This is a genomic window from Salmonella sp. SAL00670, from assembly GCF_046552235.1.
GTDB classification, from domain to species: Bacteria; Pseudomonadota; Gammaproteobacteria; order Enterobacterales; family Enterobacteriaceae; genus Salmonella; species Salmonella enterica.
The window spans coordinates 1,326,905-1,346,721 of record NZ_JBGDUO010000001.1 but is presented as its reverse complement, the minus strand read 5'-3'; the positions used below and the strand labels follow the sequence as shown (position 1 = coordinate 1,346,721).

At 53.5% G+C, this 19,817-nt stretch carries 16 protein-coding genes; 13 read left to right on the top strand and 3 right to left on the bottom strand.

Annotation, left to right across the window (positions count from 1 at the left end; genetic code table 11):
• Window positions 1–126: 126 nt before the first annotated feature.
• Window positions 127–186, top strand: a complete 60-nt coding sequence (locus ACLJRS_RS06840; protein WP_105887528.1) for a type I toxin-antitoxin system Ibs family toxin — start codon at window positions 127–129, stop codon at window positions 184–186.
• 98 nt (window positions 187–284) lie between these two features.
• Here ACLJRS_RS06840 and yegD read toward each other — a convergent pair whose 3' ends face one another.
• A complete protein-coding gene (gene yegD, locus ACLJRS_RS06835; protein ID WP_000469629.1) occupies window positions 285–1,637 on the bottom strand; it encodes a molecular chaperone in 1,353 nt (450 codons plus the stop codon).
• A 133-nt stretch (window positions 1,638–1,770) separates the two neighbouring features.
• Here yegD and alkA point away from each other — a divergent pair, with 133 nt between their 5' ends.
• Window positions 1,771–2,640, top strand: a complete 870-nt coding sequence (gene alkA / locus ACLJRS_RS06830) for a DNA-3-methyladenine glycosylase 2 (RefSeq protein WP_000494714.1) — start codon at window positions 1,771–1,773, stop codon at window positions 2,638–2,640.
• On the opposite strand, the gene ACLJRS_RS06825 is transcribed toward alkA, so the two are convergent.
• Window positions 2,608–5,598 (bottom strand): MASE1 domain-containing protein, encoded by a 2,991-nt coding sequence (locus tag ACLJRS_RS06825; RefSeq protein ID WP_000042953.1) that lies wholly within the window; start codon window positions 5,596–5,598, stop codon window positions 2,608–2,610. The two genes, alkA and ACLJRS_RS06825, sit on opposite strands and share 33 nt — an antisense overlap.
• A 330-nt stretch (window positions 5,599–5,928) precedes the next feature.
• Here ACLJRS_RS06825 and udk point away from each other — a divergent pair, with 330 nt between their 5' ends.
• From udk to asmA, 3 genes are all read left to right on the top strand, one after another.
• Window positions 5,929–6,570 carry a uridine kinase gene (udk, locus tag ACLJRS_RS06820; protein ID WP_000132080.1) on the top strand — a complete coding sequence of 214 codons (642 nt, stop codon included), beginning with the start codon at window positions 5,929–5,931 and terminating at the stop codon, window positions 6,568–6,570.
• Window positions 6,571–6,660: 90 nt separating this feature from the next.
• Window positions 6,661–7,242, top strand: a complete 582-nt coding sequence (dcd, locus tag ACLJRS_RS06815; RefSeq protein ID WP_001234783.1) for a dCTP deaminase — start codon at window positions 6,661–6,663, stop codon at window positions 7,240–7,242.
• Between the two features lie 38 nt (window positions 7,243–7,280).
• Window positions 7,281–9,137 (top strand): outer membrane assembly protein AsmA, encoded by a 1,857-nt coding sequence (gene asmA / locus ACLJRS_RS06810; RefSeq protein ID WP_001252269.1) that lies wholly within the window; start codon window positions 7,281–7,283, stop codon window positions 9,135–9,137.
• Between the two features lie 85 nt (window positions 9,138–9,222).
• Here asmA and ACLJRS_RS06805 read toward each other — a convergent pair whose 3' ends face one another.
• Entirely contained in the window at window positions 9,223–10,803 is a 1,581-nt protein-coding gene (locus ACLJRS_RS06805; RefSeq protein ID WP_000454713.1) for a TerC family protein, read from the bottom strand.
• 674 nt (window positions 10,804–11,477) lie between these two features.
• On the opposite strand from ACLJRS_RS06805, the gene ACLJRS_RS06800 reads away from it, so the two are divergent.
• The 8 genes from ACLJRS_RS06800 (at window position 11,478) to wcaE (ending at window position 19,810) form a co-directional block, all read left to right on the top strand.
• Window positions 11,478–12,617: a polysaccharide export protein gene (locus tag ACLJRS_RS06800; protein ID WP_000978077.1), complete on the top strand. Its 1,140-nt coding sequence runs from the start codon at window positions 11,478–11,480 to the stop codon at window positions 12,615–12,617.
• 5 nt (window positions 12,618–12,622) lie between these two features.
• Window positions 12,623–13,072: a low molecular weight protein-tyrosine-phosphatase Wzb gene (wzb, locus tag ACLJRS_RS06795; protein ID WP_000482224.1), complete on the top strand. Its 450-nt coding sequence runs from the start codon at window positions 12,623–12,625 to the stop codon at window positions 13,070–13,072.
• Window positions 13,069–15,228: a tyrosine-protein kinase Wzc gene (wzc, locus tag ACLJRS_RS06790; RefSeq protein WP_000136406.1), complete on the top strand. Its 2,160-nt coding sequence runs from the start codon at window positions 13,069–13,071 to the stop codon at window positions 15,226–15,228. The genes wzb and wzc overlap by 4 nt, the downstream gene beginning before the upstream one ends.
• Before the next feature lie 86 nt (window positions 15,229–15,314).
• Complete coding sequence (wcaA, locus tag ACLJRS_RS06785; protein ID WP_000205974.1) at window positions 15,315–16,157, top strand: colanic acid biosynthesis glycosyltransferase WcaA; 843 nt, start codon at window positions 15,315–15,317, stop codon at window positions 16,155–16,157.
• Between the two features lie 2 nt (window positions 16,158–16,159).
• The gene (wcaB, locus tag ACLJRS_RS06780; RefSeq protein WP_000888725.1) at window positions 16,160–16,648 is read left to right on the top strand and encodes a colanic acid biosynthesis acetyltransferase WcaB; all 489 of its coding nucleotides are present in this window, start codon (window positions 16,160–16,162) and stop codon (window positions 16,646–16,648) included.
• A complete protein-coding gene (gene wcaC, locus ACLJRS_RS06775) occupies window positions 16,645–17,862 on the top strand; it encodes a colanic acid biosynthesis glycosyltransferase WcaC (protein WP_001023848.1) in 1,218 nt (405 codons plus the stop codon). The genes wcaB and wcaC overlap by 4 nt, the downstream gene beginning before the upstream one ends.
• Entirely contained in the window at window positions 17,837–19,051 is a 1,215-nt protein-coding gene (gene wcaD / locus ACLJRS_RS06770; protein ID WP_000091403.1) for a colanic acid polymerase WcaD, read from the top strand. The genes wcaC and wcaD overlap by 26 nt, the downstream gene beginning before the upstream one ends.
• Before the next feature lie 12 nt (window positions 19,052–19,063).
• Window positions 19,064–19,810, top strand: coding sequence for a colanic acid biosynthesis glycosyltransferase WcaE (wcaE, locus tag ACLJRS_RS06765; protein ID WP_000480134.1), 747 nt, complete (start codon window positions 19,064–19,066; stop codon window positions 19,808–19,810).
• The last annotated feature ends 7 nt before the right edge of the window (window positions 19,811–19,817 follow it).

Below are 19,817 nucleotides of genomic sequence, written 5' to 3'. Positions count from 1 at the left end.
AAAATCGTTAACGCGCCGGAGTGCGGTAAAGTGGCGGCACGGCAATGAAGGTAAGCCACCGATTTCAGCAGGACGCTGAAACGGGAAAGCCCCTCCCGAGGAAGGGGCCAAAATAAGGAAAGGGTTATGATGAAGGTAGTCATCATACTGGTGATACTCTTAGTGATTAGCCTACCAGCTTACTAAGACACCAGGGGGAGGAGGAATCCTCCCTTACCCTCACTCCTGACGTTAAGCCACATCAAGAATAATGTCAATCCATCAGCGCTGGGCTTGCGAGGCGCTTAGCGGAAAACGACCTCCGCCCAGCGCGCCAGTCCTGCGGTGACGGAGCCGAAATCATCGCCGCCAGCGACGGGTATGCCCGGTAACTGTTCGGAAAGCGCTTTTTTAATCAATGGCGAACGGGCGCTGCCGCCGGTCAGATAGATGACATCCGGTTTTTCCTGCGCGCTGTCCAGCGCCAGTTGCACCTGTTCCAGAATGCGCGTCAGCGGTTGATCCAGCGCCGCTTCCAGTCCTTGCTGGCTGATAGCGACCGCCAGGTCGTCGCTGATAAATGGCAGCCTCGCCGTAACATCCGCCTGGCCGGAAAGGGCGATTTTGCTCTCTTCCGCGCAGCGTACCAGGCGGTAGCTAAGCCGCTGACGCCAGACCTTGAGCAGCAACGCGACCTTGTCTGCTTCACGCGCGTTGCGAACCAAATCGTTCAACAGACGACCATTCGCGCTACTGTAAAAATCGCTTTGCGCCGGGACGTCGTTAATCGCGACGGCGTTCCACCACGGCAGCACCGGCAGGGCGATACCTTTTTCGGTTTCGCCGCCCATGCCCAGCAAAGGCATCAGATTTTTAAAGGCCAGCGCGATATCCAGATCGTTTCCGCCCACGCGGCAACCGCTGTGCCCCAACAGGCTGTTTTCACGATCGGCGCGCTGACGCCACTGCGGCCCCATCAGCAGCATGGAGCAGTCGGTGGTGCCGCCGCCAATATCCACGACCAGCACACGCTTCTCTTCCCGCAGCGTAGCCTCGTAGTCCAGGCCCGCCGCAACCGGTTCGTACTGGAATACCACCTCCTGAAAACCGGCGCGTTTTGCCGCCCGCTCCAGAATACCCTGCGCCTGGCGGTTCGCGTCATCGCCGCCCAGTCCCTGAAAGTTGATCGGGCGACCGATCACTGCCTGGGTAATGGCCTCCGGCAATTGGCTGTGCGCCGTATGACGAATATGTACCATCATGGCGCAGACTAAATCTTCAAACAGCGCGACCTGCTGCGGTTTCAGGCCGCTGGCGCCTAAAAAGGATTTCGGCGATTTGACAAACCAGACCTCCTGGGGATCGTCAATATAGTGCGCCAGCGACGCCAGACCAAACTGTACGCTTTGCGCGCCAACCTCAATATCTTCCTCGCGGTTGTAGCGTATCGCGCGGCGTAGCAGCGCCTGGGTTTCTTCGTCCGTTGCCGGCACATCATGATGGCGATACAGCCACTCGCTCACCGCTTCGCGCGTCGGCGCGCACAGCATAGACGGCAGTAATGCGCTGTTATTCTCCATTGTCAGCAACTGTGGATGCCCGTCGCGCATAATGGCGACCGAGCAGTTTGCCGTACCGTAATCAAATCCGATAAACACCTTAAAATCCCCATGCCAGTGAAGAAGGGGCGTGACTTTAGCGAAATGTCGTCGCGGCGACAACTGGAATATGAAAGCAAGGCGTTACGTGCGATTAGCGTTTATGCTGAAAGGTCAAATAAAGGAGAAAAGTATGTTTACCCTGAGCTGGCAGCCGCCTTACGACTGGTCGTGGATGTTGGGCTTTCTTGCCGCGCGTGCGGTGGACGGCGTGGAAACAGTAGGCGAGGGCTTTTATGCGCGCAGCCTGGTGGTGGGCGAGCATCGCGGACTGGTCAGCGTGAGGCCCCATCTGCCCACCCACACTGTGCAGGTTAGCGTGAGCGCCGGATTACTTCCCGTCGCGCCGGCGTGTCTGGCGAAGGTTTCGCGTCTGTTTGATCTTGACTGCCAGCCCGCGCAGGTTGCCGCCGTGCTGGGGCCACTGGGCGAGGACAGACCGGGGCTGCGTTTACCGGGATCGGTTGATACGTTTGAACAAGGCGTGCGGGCGATACTGGGGCAACTGGTGAGTGTCGCGATGGCGGCCAGGTTGACGGCGAAAGTGGCGCGCCGCTATGGCGAGGCGTTGCCGGATGCGCCCGATTATGTCTGTTTTCCCGGTCCGGAAACGCTGGCGTTGGCCGATCCGCTGGCGCTGAAAGCTCTGGGGATGCCGCTGCGGCGCGCCGAAGCGCTGATTCATCTGGCGCAGGCGACGCTGGCGGGAAAACTGGCGCTCGCCGCGCCGCCGGATATTGAGCAGAGCGTTAAAAATTTACAAACGTTTCCGGGAATTGGCCGCTGGACGGCGAACTATTTCGCCCTGCGCGGTTGGCAGGCAAAAGATATCTTTTTACCCGATGATTACTTAATTAAGCAGCGCTTCGCCGGGATGACGCCCGCGCAGATCCGTCGCTACGCGGAGCGCTGGAAACCGTGGCGTTCCTACGCGCTACTGCATATCTGGTATACCCACGGCTGGCAACCGTCAATGGATAGCGAAATAGCTGGTATTCAGTAACAAATCCAGCGGTTGCGCTTCGGCGATAGCGTCGCCATAAATTAGATCCACGCCAATACGGGAGAGCGTATCCAGCACCTGTGGGTTTTGTACCGGCCCGGCGAGCGTTTTGATGTCCAGATGCTGGGCGTGTCCCTGGATGATCGAGGTCAGCATTTCATCCATTAAACTTTCATGAACGTTGGCGATAAGGTCGCTATCCAGCAGTAAATAATCGACGATATGCAGGGGCAGTAAATTAAACAGCTGTAAATCGCGCCCGACATGGCTGAGAATCACCTGGCAGCCGCGTTGCCGCAGTTTTCGCAGAGTCGCAGCGGCGGTCTGCGCCTGCTTAACGATAACGTCAGCCGGGATAATCAGGTGTAATAACCGTGGCGGCAGTGGACTATGCTCCAGTTGTTCCAGCAGCTCATCAATAAGGGTCGCGCTGTATAATCCCGCGGCGGACAGCGGCAGCGCAACGCTTAATCCCTTGCTGGCGACGGCGGTCGCCGCATGGTGGAAAAACTCATGGAATACCCGTCGGTCAAGCGCGTGATGCAGCGCGGAGTCGGCTAACCCTGCCCGGAACGCGCGCTCTTCCAACACTTCCCCTTCGCTGGTCCACAGCCTGAGTGAGACCAGCCAAAAGCTGGTGGCCTCCGGCGTACGCGGCGGCGCGACGTTTCTGGCAAGCATCAGCAGGTGGTTATTTTTAATCATATGCCACTGTTCTTCCAGCGGCATCATTCCCTTTGAGGAGGTTAATGCGTGCTGCGGTTCGTACACGGTCAGACGGCCTCGACCGCTATTTTTCGCGGCGTAGCAGGCAATATCGGCCTGAGACACGACCTCTGTGAGCTGGCAGTTATGTTCATTTATCATTGTGATCCCGGCGCTGGCGCCGATCCGATGCAGGCGTCCTTCCCACATAAAGTGATACTCATTAATGGCGTTGATAAGCCGCGTCGCGATAAAGCGCGCGCTGTCACTATTACAATCCGGCAGCAACAGGCCAAACTCATCGCCACCCAGACGGGCCAGGAGATCGCCGGATCGAAGCATACTGAGCATCAGTGACGCGAGCTCGCGCAATAAGGCATCGCCGGCGGCATGTCCCGCGCTGTCGTTAACCGCTTTAAAACGGTCCAGATCGATAAACACCAGCGCATGATGTTGAGGCGATTCCTGTATTGTTTGCAGGCGCTGTTGAAGCTGTTTTTCAAAACTGGCGCGGTTGGCAAGTTGGGTGAGGGCGTCATGCGTTGCGCTGTAGCTGAGCTGGCGTAACATTTTTCGTGATTCGGTAACGTCCTGGATAACCAGAACCGAACCAATCTTATCGCCATCAAGCGTACTGAGCGGCGTGATACTGTAATGAATATCGTAGCTGCCGCCGTTATGACAATGGAGCACTATCTCCTGTTCCATGTCCGATCGCGACCTGTCGGCGCGATAAATATCCTCCAGCAGCGGCCCCTTATCACCTGACGTAATGCGCAGAACCGTTAATAATGGCGTGCCTAAAGCATCCTCTTGCCGCCAGCCGCTCATCTTCTCGGCGATCGGGTTCATAAAGGTGATATTCATCGCGACATCAATACACACCACCGCTTCTCCGATAGAGTCAAGCGTGATGTGCAACCGTTCTTTTTCCTGAAACAGCGCCTCGTTCGCCTGTGTAATACGCTCCATCAACCGCTGGTTTTCCTGCTCGCTTTGCTTGAGATCGTTAATGTCTTCAATCTGAGCAATAAAATAGAGAGGTTTATTGTCTTTATGACGAACCAGTGAGACGGCCAGCAGCGCCCAGACGACATCGCCGTTGCGGGTGTAGTAGCGTTTTTCCATGGAATAGCTGTTGATGTCGCCGCGCACCAGCATGTTTAGCTGTTCAAGGTCATTATTCAGGTCTTCCGGCCAGGTCAATTGCTGAAATGTCATCGTGCGTAATTCATCCTGGCTATAGCCAAGAAAATGGCTCAGTGATTTATTGACCTGTAGCCACTGACCCTCCGTACCGACCAGCGCCATACCAATGGCGGAATACTCCATCGCGTTGCGAAAGCGGGATTCGCTCTCGGTGATATGTTTACGCTCCGTGCGAAACGCGTACATCACCATCGTCATCATATTGGCAGGCAGCAGGATCATTAAAAAAGGCAGCCACGGCATATTGACCATCACGTCGGTTTTCGGCGTGGCGAGCAGCGTGGGGTCATTGGCCAGCATGAGCGAGACCACGATAACGGTAGCTAAAAAAATTAAAAACGCCTCCATTCGCGGCAGGCGCACCGCACTCCACATCAACAGGACGATAACGCACGTAAACGGCCACGGAATATAGCGCATAGCGAGCCAGCTTAGCGCCAGCGTAATGACCAGCGTCAATAGCGTTTCCAGCAACAGATGCGGGTCGCGATGACGCAACAGATAGTGTGGTTTAAACAGTAAACCTAACGGCACCAGCGTCAGCGCGCCGATGGCTTCCGATAATACCCAAATCAGAAACGCTTTCGAGGCGACCGCTTCCGGCGCTATCAGCCAAAATAACAGGCCGCCGAGTAGCGGCGGAATCACGGCGCTGCCGATAGCCAGACGAAACCAGTCATTCAAATTTTGTAAGGGGTTGTAGCTGGGGAGCAGTTTTCGCAGCAGTATCGCGCCAGTGGCCGCCTCGATAATATTTATTGCCGTCCAGCTAAAGTTAAGCGAGGCGGCAGGAAATAAAGTCAGTGAGGCGCCGATGCTGCCGAGCGAGCAGGCGACCGCGATCCCTGGCCACAGACGGCCCGCATGGCGGTAAAACGCGACCATCATAATGGAGGTGGGGAACCACAGCGGCGCGAGTTGGGTGCCGACACGCGATAATACGAGCGAAAAGAGCGTAAAGACAAACGCGACCAGGCCTAAACTGACCAGACGCAATAGCGGGTGGGGGACGGTAACGAAAACATGTTGGGATGGTTTACTCATTACCACTCTATCCGAATCGCCGGTAACGTCGCGGAATACCGGACGCGTCAGTTTACTCTGTGATTATGCTAGTATAAACGCGTAATGATTTATACGCTGGCTGAATATAAATTGTGGCTCCCGGCGTATTCCTCCTCCAGACGGGTCGATAAAACCGCTGCCCGCGTTAAAACTGAACGCTTTTACGTCGCGACGTCGAATGCGCCGCCAACAAATTCACCGTGGCATAGCGCCGGACTGGTATCGCGCTGCTGAAATCCCTATAATTGCCGCGTTTGGCGTTTCGGCGCCCCCCTTCCTTACATCCAGGTTAATCAGGTCGCTAAATTTATGACTGATCAGTCTCATCAGTGCGTCATTATCGGTATCGCTGGCGCATCGGCTTCCGGCAAGAGTCTTATTGCCAGTACCCTTTACCGCGAATTGCGTGAACAAGTGGGTGACGAACATATTGGCGTTATTCCCGAAGACAGTTATTACAAAGATCAAAGCCATCTGTCGATGGAAGAACGCGTAAAAACCAACTATGACCATCCGAATGCGATGGATCACAGCCTGCTATTTCTGCATCTTCAGGCGCTCAAGCGCGGTTCGGCGATTGAATTACCGGTATACAGTTATGTTGAGCATACCCGTATGCAGGAAACGGTTCGCGTAGAACCGAAGAAAGTGATTATTCTTGAAGGTATTCTGTTACTGACCGACGCGCGTTTGCGTGAAGAGATGAACTTCTCTATTTTTGTCGATACGCCGCTGGATATCTGTTTGATGCGCCGTATCAAACGCGATGTGAACGAGCGTGGTCGCTCAATGGATTCGGTGATGGCGCAATATCAGAAAACGGTGCGTCCGATGTTCCTGCAATTTATTGAGCCTTCCAAACAATATGCGGATATTATCGTGCCGCGCGGCGGTAAAAACCGCATCGCTATTGATATTCTGAAAGCGAAAATCAGCCAGTTCTTTGAATAAATCTGGCGAATTGTGTACCGTTCAGTGATAACCTGGTTAGCCCTTGATGTGCTTGATTTAAGGGCTTGATGCGCGAAAGGAGAAAGTGCCATGCGTTTATGCGACCGAGATATTGAAGCCTGGCTGGATGAAGGCCGTTTGTCTATCACCCCGCGACCTCCCGTAGAGCGCATTAACGGCGCGACGGTCGATGTACGTCTTGGCAATAAATTTCGAACCTTCCGTGGCCATACGGCGGCGTTTATCGATCTGAGCGGGCCGAAAGACGAGGTCAGCGCGGCGCTGGATCGCGTGATGAGCGATGAAATCGTTTTGCCGGACGGCGAGGCATTTTATCTGCATCCGGGCGAGTTGGCGCTGGCTGTCACCTTTGAATCCGTTACCCTGCCGCCGGATTTAGTGGGCTGGCTGGATGGTCGTTCCTCGCTGGCGCGTCTGGGGCTGATGGTGCATGTGACGGCGCACCGTATTGATCCCGGCTGGTCGGGCTGCATTGTGCTTGAGTTTTACAACTCCGGGAAGCTGCCGCTGGCGTTGCGTCCGGGTATGCTCATCGGCGCGCTGAGCTTTGAGCCGCTGTCCGGCCCGGCGGCGCGGCCTTATAACCGCCGTCAGGATGCCAAATATCGCGATCAGCAGGGCGCTGTCGCCAGCCGGATTGATAAAGACTGAGCCATTCGGCGCAATACTGCCGGTCCATTGAGGGTAGCATGAGACGATTTCTGACGACGCTGATGATTCTCCTGGTCGTGCTGGTGGCCGGATTCTCTGCGTTGGTATTGTTGGTCAATCCGAATGATTTCCGCGCCTATATGGTGCAGCAGGTTGCCGCGCGTAGTGAATATCAGTTGCAACTGGACGGGCCGCTGCGCTGGCACGTATGGCCGCAACTCAGCATCCTTTCCGGGCGAATGACGCTAACGGCGCGAGGCGCCAGCGAACCGCTGGTGCGGGCTGACAATATGCGCCTGGATGTCGCTTTATGGCCGCTGTTGAGTCATCAGCTTCATGTTAAGCAGGTGATGCTGAAAGGCGGGGTGATTCAACTGACGCCGCAAACGGAAGCGGTACGCAGCGATGATGCGCCGGTCGCGCCGAAAGATAATACCTTGCCGGACGTAGCGGAAGATCGCGGCTGGTCGTTTGATATTCGTAGCCTGCGCGTTGCCGACAGCGTGCTGGTTTTCCAGCATGAAAATGATGATCAGGTCACGGTGCGCGATATTCGTCTGAATATGGAACAAGATGCCGAGCATCGCGGCACGTTTGATTTTTCGGGACGCGTAAACCGCGATCAGCGGGATCTTGCTTTATCGTTCAGCGGAACGGTGGATGCTTCCGATTACCCGCATAATTTAACCGCGGGTATTGAGCAACTGCGCTGGCAATTGCAGGGCGCGGATCTACCAGCGCAGGGGATTGAGGGGCAGGGACAATTGCAGGCGCAGTGGCAGGAGGCGCAAAAACGTCTTTCATTTAACCACTTAAATTTAACGGCGAATGACAGTTCTCTGACCGGGCAAGTTCAGGTAACGCTGGCGGAGCAGCCGGAATGGCAAATTGACCTCCAGTCCAGCAAGCTTAATCTGGACAACCTGTTGCCGCATCATAGCGCCGTGGCTCAGACAGGCGGCGCGGTGTCGCAGGGGCAAAATACGCTCCCCCTGACCAGGCCAGTTATCGCGTCGCGTGTTGGTGCGCCGCCTTATAAGGGGCTGCAAAGCTTTACGGCGGAGATTGCTTTACAGGCGGATTCAGTTCGCTGGCGGGGAATGGACTTTACCCAGGTTTCGACGAAGATGTCTAATCAGGCCGGATTGCTGGATATTACTGAGTTGCAGGGGAAACTGGCCGACGGAGAGATGTCGCTGCCCGGCACGCTGGACGCCCGCACCGCCAGTCCGCGCATCGAATTCCACCCTCGCCTCAACCATGTTGAGATTGGGACTATCCTGAAAGCCTTCAATTATCCGATTAGCCTGACCGGTAAGATGTCGCTGGTTGGCGATTTCTCCGGGGCGGATATTGACGCGGAGGCATTTCGCCACAGCTGGAAAGGAAAAGCGCATGTTGACATGAGCAATACGCGCCTCGAAGGAATGAATTTCCAGCAACTGGTGCAGCAGGCCGTAGAGCGAAGCGGCGGCGACGCGCAGCAGTCGCAGGAAAATATGGACAACGCGACCCGACTGGATCGCTTCACGACCGATCTGACGCTAAATAAGGGCACGCTGACGCTCGACGACATGGTCGGGCAATCTTCTATGCTGGCGTTAACCGGCAGCGGAACGCTGGATCTGGTTAAGCAGAGCTGTGATACACAATTTAATCTGCGTGTGCTGGGCGGCTGGAACGGCGATAGCAACCTGATCACCTTCCTGAAAGAGACGCCGGTGCCGCTGCGCGTCTATGGCAAGTGGCAGGAGCTGAACTATACCCTGCAAGTGGATCAGTTATTGCGCAAGCATTTACAGGATGAGGCGAAGCGTCGGCTCAACGACTGGGCGGATCGCAATAAAGATACCCGCAACGGTAAAGATGTGAAGAAACTGCTGAATAAGCTGTAGTTTTTGGCCAAAGGGCAGAGCCGGATGGCGAGGCTAACGCGCTTCCGGCCTGCCTGGTAAGCAGGCCGGGGCAGGCGAACAGACGTTACATCTCCTGGTCTGGCTCGCCGTTATGCAGCGGAATTAACTGCACTTTCTGCACTCGATGGCTTTCTACCTGCAATGTTTTCAGCAAATAATCGCCCACCTGAACCTCTTCACCGGTTTGCGGTATGCGCTGCAAATATTCCATCAATAATCCGGCAATCGTATGGTATTCCCGTTTTTCATCCAGCGGTAGCGGCACGTACTGCACCAAATCCTCCAGCGGCATATGGCCGTTTGCTGTCCAGGAACCGTCCGGGTTCTTCTGAATATCGTGGCGGGCGTCAATTTCCTCGACTTCATTCGGCAGATTACCGGCAATAGTCTCCATGACATCGCTTAATGTCACAATGCCTTCAACCGAGCCAAACTCATCTACGACAAAGGCAAAATGGGTTCTGGCGTTACGGAACTGCTCCAGCGCAGGCAGCAGCGGCAATGTTTCCGGGAAAACCAGCGGTTGGCGAATCAGCGCCCGCAGGTTGAGCGGTTCGCCGCGCAGCGATTGTTGCAACAGATCGATGACGTGGACGACGCCGAGTAAATCTTCCTGTTCATTTTCACCCGTCACGACCAGACGCGTATGCTGGTTCTTTTCCAGCAGAGCGCGGATTTCCGCTTCCGGCGCGTTGAGATCGATATGCTCGATATCGTGACGCGACGTCATGATGCTACTTACGGTGCGCTGGTTGAGATTCAGCACCCGCTCAATCATCCTGCGCTCCTGCGGATTAAAAATCTGGCTGTCGTCATGGTCTGCCAGCATCGCGGCGGTTTCCGCATCCAGTTCGGCATCCTCTTTTTTACCGCTAATCAGCCGCATCACGGCCTCCGTTGTGCGCTGGCGCAGCGTATGGTTAGCGGAAAGAAAACGGCGGCGGTTAAAAATAGCCAGTTGGTTGAGCGCCTCGATCATCACCGAGAAGCCGATAGCCGCGTACAGATACCCTTTCGGAATGTGGAAACCAAACCCTTCCGCCACCAGGCTAAAGCCGATCATTAGCAGGAAGCTAAGACACAAAATGACAATGGTGGGATGGTTGTTCACAAATCGGGTCAGTGACTTGCTGGCGAGCAGCATCAGGCTAATGGCGATTATCACGGCCGCCATCATGACCGCCAGGTGATCGACCATCCCCACGGCGGTAATCACGGAGTCGAGAGAAAAGATAGCGTCCAGCACCACGATTTGCGCGACCACCGCCCAGAATTTCGCCCCCTTACGCTGGGTAGGGTTGGCGCTATCTTTCCCTTCCAGCCGTTCGTTGAGCTCCATGGTGGCTTTAAAGAGCAGGAAGAAGCCGCCGAACAGCATAATCAGATCGCGGGCGCTAAAGCTTAACGCCTGTACGCTAAAAAGCGGCTTAGTCAAGGTGACCAGCCACGAGATTGACGCCAGCAGCAGCAGGCGCATGATCATCGCCAGTATCAGGCCGGTAATGCGCGCGCGGTCGCGCTGCCCCGGCGGTAGTTTTTCAGCGAGGATGGCAATAAAGACCAGGTTATCAATGCCGAGAACAAGTTCGATAACGATTAACGTTACCAGTCCGGCCCAGATTGACGGATCGGCAATCCATTCCATAGTAAGAGCAATACCTTCTGTAATATGACAATTGTCACAATTCGATCATGGATAATACGGCGGAAAAATGCAATGCCGCAGCGCAATTTATCTTTGTTACGCGGCTATAAAATAACTTTAAAATAGCCGTAATGTTTCTGTCAGAAACTAAATAATGTCAAGAATATATTTAGGAAATATCGCAGGTGGAGTGGAGTAAATAAATATTGTCAACATCAATAAAATCCTAAAATCATCTGTTAATTCATTTAATATTAATCTTAAAAATATAGAATGGCGGGTTTGTTACCTTGCCTGTCATTAGGTTAGCTGCAACAATTCTTGCAGGATTAAGATAGCGCGCTTAAATATCCTGTCACGACATCGAGAAAACTATTAATACGTAACCTTTATTTCGCTGAAGATTTTTATCTGAACGAGGATGAAATCGGAGGGGAATGCGAAAATTTAGAATAATCAGTGTATTGGTAGCTAAGAAGCCAGGGGCGGTAGCGTGCCTGAAAGCCTGAATATAAGCCTTTATTATTCTGTCAATAGCCTGCGGATGAATTGATTTTTTTTCAGAATGATGCCAGTTAATTTTCTCTGCTATTAACTGCAAGGTAAATGTGCACGGACGAAGCCGCTATTTAAATTGCACAGGATAATGACTCTGCCAAAGTGATAAATAATCAATGATGAAATCCAAAATGAAATTGATGCCATTATTGGCGTCGCTCAGCTTGATAAGTGGTTGCACAGTACTTCCGGGCAGCAATATGTCTACGATGGGGAAAGATGTGATCAAACAGCAAGACGCTGACTTTGATCTCGACCGGATGGTCAATGTGTATCCGCTGACGCCACGGTTGGTTGAGCAATTACGCCCGCGGCCCAATGTCGCGCAACCGAATATGTCGCTGGACCAGGAGATCGCCAGCTATCAGTATCGCGTCGGGCCTGGCGATGTGCTGAATGTCACCGTCTGGGATCACCCGGAATTGACCACGCCAGCAGGCCAGTACCGTAGCTCAAGCGATACCGGCAACTGGGTACAGCCGGACGGCACCATGTTTTATCCCTACATTGGCAAGGTTAGCGTCGTCGGTAAAACTTTGTCAGAGATTCGTAGCGATATTACCGGGCGTTTAGCGAAGTACATTGCGGACCCGCAGGTGGATGTCAATATCGCCGCTTTCCGCTCGCAAAAAGCGTACATCTCCGGCCAGGTGAATAAATCCGGTCAGCAGGCTATTACTAACGTACCGCTAACCGTCCTGGATGCGATTAACGCTGCGGGCGGCCTGACCGATATGGCGGACTGGCGCAACGTCGTGTTGACGCACAACGGCAAAGAACAGCGCATTTCGCTACAGGCGCTGATGCAAAATGGCGATCTTAGCCAGAACCGCTTGCTCTACCCTGGCGACATTCTGTATGTGCCGCGCAATGACGATCTGAAAGTCTTTGTCATGGGCGAAGTGAAAAAACAGAGCACCCTCAAAATGGATTTCAGCGGCATGACGCTCACCGAAGCATTAGGCAATGCGGAAGGCATTGATCTGACCACCTCCAACGCCAGCGGCATTTTTGTGATTCGTCCGTTGAAAGGCGAGGGGGGACGCGGCGGCAAGATCGCCAATATCTACCAGCTTGATATGTCTGACGCCACGTCATTGGTGATGGCGACGGAATTCCGACTTCAGCCTTACGATGTGGTGTACGTCACGACCGCGCCGGTTGCTCGCTGGAACCGTCTGATCAATCAGTTGCTGCCAACCATTAGCGGTGTCCGTTATATGACGGATACGGCCAGCGACATTCATTCCTGGTAATCGTTATGTTTAACAAAATCTTAGTGGTCTGTGTGGGGAATGTTTGCCGTTCCCCGACGGCGGAACGTTTGCTAAAACGCTTTCATCCCTCGCTGACGGTTGCGTCCGCAGGATTAGGCGCACTGGTCGGCAAAGGCGCCGATCCTGCGGCGGCGAGCGTGGCGAGCGCCCACGATCTGTCTTTGGAAAATCACTGCGCAAGGCAAATTTCCGCGCGTCTGTGCCGGGAATATGACCTGATTCTGACGATGGAGAAACGTCACATCGCCGCCCTGTGCGACATTGCGCCGGAAATGCGCGGCAAGGTAATGCTGTTTGGTCACTGGGACAGCGAGCGTGAAATACCGGACCCGTATCGCAAAAGCCGCGATGCGTTTGAGGCGGTGTACACATTACTGGAAAGGTCTGCCCGCCAGTGGGCGCAGGCACTGAATGCAGAGCAGGGAAAACCATGACAGAAAAAGCAAAACAATCTGCGGCGGTTACGGGTAGCGATGAAATCGATATCGGGCGCCTGGTCGGAACGGTGATTGAAGCGCGTTGGTGGGTGTTGGGGACGACGGCCATATTTGCGCTGTGCGCGGTAATTTATACGTTCTTCGCCACGCCCATCTATAGCGCCGATGCGCTGGTGCAGATTGAACAAAACGCCGGTAATTCGCTGGTACAGGATATCAACAGCGCATTAGCGAATAAGCCGCCGGCTTCCGATGCAGAAATTCAGCTCATTCGATCGCGCCTGGTGCTTGGGAAGACCGTTGACGATCTGGATCTGGATATTGCCGTCACCAAAAACACCTTTCCGCTGTTCGGCGCCGGGTGGGAGCGGCTGATGGGGCGTCACAATGAAATGGTGAAAGTCACGACATTCACCCGACCAGAGACGATGAGCGGACAGATCTTCACCCTCAAAGTGCTGGGCGACAAACGTTATCAGTTGGTTAGCGACGGCGGATTTAGCGCGCAGGGCGTTGTGGGCCAGCCACTCAATAAAGACGGCGTGACGATGCGGGTAGAGGCGATTGACGCCCGTCCTGATACAGAATTTACGGTGAGTAAATTCTCAACGCTTGGCATGATTAATAACCTGCAAAATAACCTCACCGTAACGGAAACCGGCAAAGATACCGGCGTTCTGAGCCTGACGTTCACGGGAGAGGATCGCGACCAGATCCGCGAAATTCTCAACAGTATTACCCGTAACTATCTGCAACAGGATATTGCGCGGAAATCTGAAGAGGCGGGGAAGAGCCTGGCGTTTCTGGCAAAACAACTGCCGGAAGTCCGCAGCCGTCTGGATGTGGCGGAAAACAAGCTAAACGCTTTCCGCCAGGATAAAGACTCGGTGGATTTACCGCTGGAGGCGAAGGCGGTGCTCGATTCGATGGTTAATATCGACGCCCAGTTGAATGAGTTGACGTTTAAAGAGGCGGAAATTTCCAAGCTCTTTACCAAAGCGCATCCGGCTTACCGCACCCTGCTGGAAAAACGTAAAGCGCTGGAAGATGAAAAAGCCAAACTGAACGGGCGGGTGACGGCAATGCCGAAAACCCAGCAGGAGATTGTGCGTTTGACCCGTGATGTGGAGTCCGGCCAGCAGGTTTATATGCAACTGCTTAATAAACAGCAGGAGCTGAAAATCACCGAAGCCAGCACCGTTGGCGACGTGCGCATCGTTGACCCGGCGATTACCCAGCCGGGCGTGCTGAAGCCGAAAAAGGCGTTGATTATTCTCGGCAGCATTATTCTGGGATTAATGTTATCGATTGTCGGCGTGCTGCTGCGCTCGCTGTTTAATCGCGGTATCGAAAGCCCGCAGGCGCTGGAGGAGCACGGGATCAGCGTCTATGCCAGTATTCCGCTGTCGGAATGGCAAAAAGCGCGCGATAGCGTCAAAACCATTAAAGGGATTAAGCGTTACAAGCAGAGCCAACTGCTGGCGGTGGGCAATCCGACCGATCTGGCGATTGAGGCGATTCGCAGCCTGCGCACCAGCCTGCATTTCGCCATGATGCAGGCGCAAAATAATGTACTCATGCTCACAGGCGTCAGCCCCTCTATCGGCAAAACCTTTGTTTGCGCCAACCTGGCGGCCGTCATCAGCCAGACGCATAAACGGGTATTACTGATCGACTGCGATATGCGCAAGGGCTACACCCATGAACTGCTCGGCACCAATAACGTGGACGGCTTATCTGACATTCTGGCGGGCAAAGGCGAGATAGCCTCCTGCGCGAAACCTACGGCGATCGCTAATTTTGATCTTATTCCGCGCGGTCAGGTGCCGCCTAATCCATCGGAACTGCTGATGAGCGAGCGCTTCGGCGAGCTGATCGCCTGGGCAAGCAGCCGCTACGACCTGGTATTAATCGACACGCCGCCGATTCTGGCCGTGACGGACGCCGCGATTGTGGGTCGTCACGTCGGGACGACGCTGATGGTGGCGCGTTATGCCGTCAACACCTTAAAAGAGGTGGAAACCAGTCTGAGCCGTTTTGACCAGAATGGCATTCAGGTCAAAGGCGTCATTCTCAACTCCATTTTCCGCCGGGCGACGGGTTACCAGGATTATGGCTATTACGAGTATGAATACCAGTCAGATTCCAAATAAAAAATAAGGCGTGCCGGATGGCGCGGCCTGTGACTGTAGGCCGGACAAGCGTAGCGCCATGCGGCAAAACTATCTGGGGAATAAGCATGACAACAGACACTCCGCTGATCTCAATTTATATGCCAACCTGGAACAGGCAGCAGTTGGCTATCCGGGCGATTAAATCAGTACTACGTCAGGACTACCGCCACTGGGAGATGATCATCGTGGATGATTGCTCCTCGTCTTATCAGCAGCTACAACAATTTGTTGAGGAGCTGAACGACCCGCGCGTCCGTTATACCCATAACGCCAGGAATACCGGCGCCTGCGCGGTTCGCAACCAGGCCATTATGCAGGCGCAAGGACACTACATTACCGGTATTGATGATGACGATGAATGGACGCCAAACCGTCTGAGCGTGTTTCTGGCCCATAAACACCAGTTGACTACGCACGCCTTTTTGTATGCCAACGACTATGTGTGCGAGGGCGAGGTCTACTCTCAGCCTGCCAGCCTGCCGCTGTATCCGAAATCCCCTTATTCGCGCCGCTTGTTCTACAAGCGCAATATTATTGGCAATCAGGTTTTTACCTGGGCCTGGCGTTTTAAAGCGTGTTTGTTCGATACCGAACTCAAGGCGGCGCAGGATTACGACATTTTTCTGCGCATGGTGGTGGAGTATGGCGAACCGTGGAAAGTTGAAGAGGCGACGCAAATTTTACATATCAACCACGGCGAGATGCAGATTACCTCTTCGCCGAAAAAGTTCTCCGGCTATTTCCATTTTTATCGTAAGCACAAAGATAAATTCGATCGCGCCAGCAAAAAATACCAGCTTTTTACGCTGTACCAAATTCGCAATAAGCGAATGACCTGGCGCACGTTGCTGACGTTGCTCTCCGTGCGTAACAGCAAACGCCTGGCGGCCGGGCTGCGGGGGCGATAACGATGTTGGAAGACTTACGCGCGAATAGCTGGAGCTTACGCCCCTGTTGCATGGTGCTGGCCTACCGTATCGCTCATTTTTGTTCCGTCTGGCGCAAAAAGAATGTGCTGAATAATCTGTGGGCCGCGCCGGTGCTGGTGCTGTATCGCGTGATCACGGAATGCCTGTTCGGGTATGAAATCCAGGCCGCCGCGACCATTGGTCGGCGGTTCACTATCCATCATGGTTACGCGGTAGTGATCAACAAACATGTCGTCGCCGGCGACGATTTTACCATTCGCCACGGCGTCACCATTGGCAATCGCGGCGCGGACAGCCTGGCTTGTCCGGTGATTGGTAACGGCGTTGAGCTGGGGGCGAATGTCATCCTGCTTGGCGATATTACTATCGGTAATCACGTCACGATTGGCGCGGGTAGCGTGGTGCTTGACAGTATTCCGGACCATGCGCTGGTGGTGGGAGAAAAAGCACGGGTGAAGGTCAGCACATGAATATTCTGCAATTTAATGTACGGCTGGCGGAAGGCGGCGCGGCGGGAGTGGCGTTGGATCTCCATCTGCGGGCGCTGCAAAAAGGGCTGACGTCGCGTTTTGTCTATGGTTATGGCAAAGGCGGAAAAAAAAGCGTCAGCCACCACCGTTATCCGCAGGTGATAAAACAGACGCCGCGCGGCACGGCAATCGCTAATATCGCGCTGTTTCGTTTCCTGAATCGCGATCTGTTTGGCAATCTCGACAATCTTTACCGCACGGTTATCCAGACATCCGGCCCGCTGGTGCTGCATTTTCATGTTCTCCACAGTTACTGGCTAAACCTGGAGGACATCGTGACGTTTTGCGAAAAAGTCAAAGCGCAAAAACCAGACGTCACGCTGGTCTGGACGTTGCACGATCACTGGAGCGTCACCGGGCGTTGCGCCTTCACCGACGGTTGCGAGGGTTGGAAAAGCGGCTGCCAAAAATGCCCGACCCTAAGCAATTATCCGCCGGTCAGGGTGGATCGGGCGCACCAGCTTATTGACGGCAAACGTCAGCGCTTTCGGGACATGCTGCGGCTGGGCTGCCGGTTTATTTCACCGAGCCAGCATGTGGCCGAGGCCTTTAACAGCGTTTATGGCGCGGGACTCTGCCGGGTGATTAACAACGGTATCGATCTGGCGACCGAGGCGATTCTCGCGCAACTATCACCTGTGCCGCTGAATCCGGGCAAACCGCGGATCGCCATTGTGGCGCATGACTTGCGTTACGACGGCAAAACTGACCAGCGTCTGGTACACGACATGATGGCGCTGGGCGAAAAAATTGAACTGCATACCTTCGGTAAATTTTCGCCTTTTACCGGCCAAAACGTTGTTAATCACGGTTTTGAAACCGATAAGCGCAAATTAATGAGCGCACTCAATGAGATGGATGCGCTGGTCTTTAGCTCGCGGGTCGATAACTATCCGCTGATCTTGTGTGAAGCGCTCTCGATCGGCGTACCGGTGATCGCCACCCACAGCGAGGCGGCGCAGGAGGTGCTGGTGAAATCCGGCGGCCAGACTTTTGCCGCTACAGATGTACTGCGCCTGGCGCAGCGGCGTAAGCCAGAGATTGCTCAGGCGGTATTTGGCACAACGCTGGACGCCTTTCGTATGCGTAGCCGCGTCGCGTACAGCGGTCAACAGATGCTGGAGGAGTATGTCTCGTTCTATCAGAATCTGTAGCTATCTGCTGCTGCCGCTGATCTACCTACTGGTCAATGTCAAGATTGCCCAACTGGGGGAAAGCTTTCCCATTACCATCGTCACTTTTTTACCGCTGTTGCTGCTGTTATTTGTGGAACGCATTAGCGTAAAAAAATTGATGATCGCCTTAGGCATCGGCGCGGGGCTTACGGCATTTAACTTCCTGTTCGGCCAGACGCTGAATGCCGGTAAATATGTCACGTCCACGATGCTGTTTGTCTATATTGTGGTCATTATCGGGATGGTCTGGAGTATCCGATTCAAAACCATTTCCGCGCATAACCACCGAAAGATTTTGCGTTTTTTTTATCTGGTGGTGGGTATGGTGGTCGCGCTCGCCGCGGTGGAGATGGCGCAAATTATCCTTACCGGCGGCAGCAGTATTATGGAAGGAATTTCGAAATATCTCATTTACAGTAATAGCTACGTACTGAACTTCATAAAATTTGGCGGTAAGCGTACCACTGCGCTTTATTTTGAACCGGCATTTTTCGCTTTGGCACTAATCTCAATTTGGCTGAGCATCAAACAGTTTGGTATCAAAACACCGAAAAGCGATGCTATGATTCTGGCAGGGATAATATTATCAGGATCATTTTCAGGGGTAATGACCTTTATCCTGTTTTACCTTCTGGAGTGGGCGTTCCAATATTTGAATAAGGATGCGATAAAGAAAAAACTTCCACTGGCGCTGGTCTCATTAACCCTGTTTTTGGTTGGGGTAATTATTGCATTTCCTTATATCGCGACACGACTTGGCGATTTAGGGACGGAAGGCTCATCTTCTTATTATCGTATTGTGGGCCCCTTAGTCATGGTCGGATATTCCTTGACCCATATTGATGGTGTAGTCAGATTTGGCTCACTTTATGAATATGTTGCATCATTCGGAATCTTTAACGGTGCGGATGTCGGGAAAACCATAGACAATGGATTGTATCTACTGATTATTTATTTTTCCTGGTTCGCAGTGCTAATGACGCTGTGGTATATGGGGAAAGTTTTAAAAATGGCGCTAAATGCGTTTGGCGATAATCGCAATTTTCGGGTGCAGCTCTATCTTTTTACGCCGGTGTCGCTGTTTTTTACCGGTTCAATATTTAGCCCGGAATATGCTTTTTTAATCGTCTGTCCGTTCATTTTGCGCAAGGCGTTAAAAATTTCATAACGGGGTGGTTGCATGTTTTTAAGCGTCGTTACCGTCGCCTTTCGCAATTACGAAGGGGTGGTAAAAACCTGGCGCTCGCTGCGCAATCTGGCGCGCGATCCGGGTCTGTCATTTGAATGGATCGTAGTGGATGGCGGTTCGGAGGACGGCACGCGCGAATTTCTGCAAAAACGTCACGGTGAGTTTAACCTGCGTTTTATCAGTGAAAAGGATCGCGGTATTTATGATGCCATGAACAAAGGCATTGCGCTGGCGCAGGGGCGCTATACCCTGTTTCTTAATTCCGGTGATGCGTTCCATGATGATGCCGCGCTGTTTGTCCGCCAACTGGCGCGACAAAAGGGCGAGGCGATGTATATTGGCGACGCGCTGCTGGATTTCGGCGGCGGGCATAAAATACGCCGGAAGGCTAAACCCGGGTATTATATCTACCATAGTTTGCCAGCCAGCCATCAGGCGATATTTTTCCCGACGGTAGCGTTAAAAAAGTATCCTTATGATCTGCAATATCATGTCTCTTCAGATTATGCGCTGGCGGCCCGTCTCTATAAAGCAGGCTATCCTTTTCGGCGAATTAACGGACTGGTATCTGAATTTTCGATGGGCGGCGTGTCAACCTCGAATAATCTGGAATTATGTCAGGATGCAAAAAACGTACAGCGAAAAATATTACGTGTGCCAGGGTTTTGGGCGCAATTATCCTATTTATTACGTCTGAAAACGACGGGTAAAACAAAAGCGCGGTATAACAAAGTCTAATCACCGG

Coding starts and splice junctions, on each gene's coding strand:
- wcaB (WP_000888725.1), top strand. CDS start 16,160: ATGTTGGAAGACTTACGCGCGAATAGCTGGAGCTTACGCCCCTGTTGC.
- wcaA (WP_000205974.1), top strand. CDS start 15,315: ATGACAACAGACACTCCGCTGATCTCAATTTATATGCCAACCTGGAAC.
- alkA (WP_000494714.1), top strand. CDS start 1,771: ATGTTTACCCTGAGCTGGCAGCCGCCTTACGACTGGTCGTGGATGTTG.
- wcaE (WP_000480134.1), top strand. CDS start 19,064: ATGTTTTTAAGCGTCGTTACCGTCGCCTTTCGCAATTACGAAGGGGTG.
- dcd (WP_001234783.1), top strand. CDS start 6,661: ATGCGTTTATGCGACCGAGATATTGAAGCCTGGCTGGATGAAGGCCGT.
- udk (WP_000132080.1), top strand. CDS start 5,929: ATGACTGATCAGTCTCATCAGTGCGTCATTATCGGTATCGCTGGCGCA.
- asmA (WP_001252269.1), top strand. CDS start 7,281: ATGAGACGATTTCTGACGACGCTGATGATTCTCCTGGTCGTGCTGGTG.
- ACLJRS_RS06805 (WP_000454713.1), bottom strand. CDS start 10,803: ATGGAATGGATTGCCGATCCGTCAATCTGGGCCGGACTGGTAACGTTA.
- wzb (WP_000482224.1), top strand. CDS start 12,623: ATGTTTAACAAAATCTTAGTGGTCTGTGTGGGGAATGTTTGCCGTTCC.
- wzc (WP_000136406.1), top strand. CDS start 13,069: ATGACAGAAAAAGCAAAACAATCTGCGGCGGTTACGGGTAGCGATGAA.
- ACLJRS_RS06800 (WP_000978077.1), top strand. CDS start 11,478: ATGATGAAATCCAAAATGAAATTGATGCCATTATTGGCGTCGCTCAGC.
- wcaC (WP_001023848.1), top strand. CDS start 16,645: ATGAATATTCTGCAATTTAATGTACGGCTGGCGGAAGGCGGCGCGGCG.
- wcaD (WP_000091403.1), top strand. CDS start 17,837: ATGTCTCGTTCTATCAGAATCTGTAGCTATCTGCTGCTGCCGCTGATC.
- ACLJRS_RS06825 (WP_000042953.1), bottom strand. CDS start 5,598: ATGAGTAAACCATCCCAACATGTTTTCGTTACCGTCCCCCACCCGCTA.